The 257-nt window shown below is 61.5% G+C and carries 1 protein-coding gene; it reads right to left on the bottom strand.

The genetic code is table 11. The annotated features are described in order from the left end of the window. Positions 1 to 257, bottom strand: a 257-nt coding sequence (locus AC2ETI_RS32790; protein WP_483635072.1) for a thiamine pyrophosphate-dependent enzyme, incomplete at both ends; no start/stop codon positions are given.

Below are 257 nucleotides of genomic sequence, written 5' to 3'. Positions count from 1 at the left end.
CTTGTACATCGCGACGGTGACCAACTCACCGAGCAGCATCGACAATCCACCGTCGCCCGACACCGAGATGAACTGACGCCCCGAACTCGACCATGCCGCACCCATCGCATGTGGGAGCGCATTGGACATGGATCCGTGTAGCGCCGAGGAGATGAAGCGTCTCGATCCGTTCGGATTGAGATAGCGCGCCGTCCACACGTTGCACATTCCGGTGTCGGCGGTGAAGATCGCGTCGTCGGCCGCCAGATCGTCGAGGA

Source organism: Rhodococcus sp. MurmanLake-1, from assembly GCF_056945715.1.
This window is presented reverse-complemented; position numbering and strand designations above follow the sequence as displayed.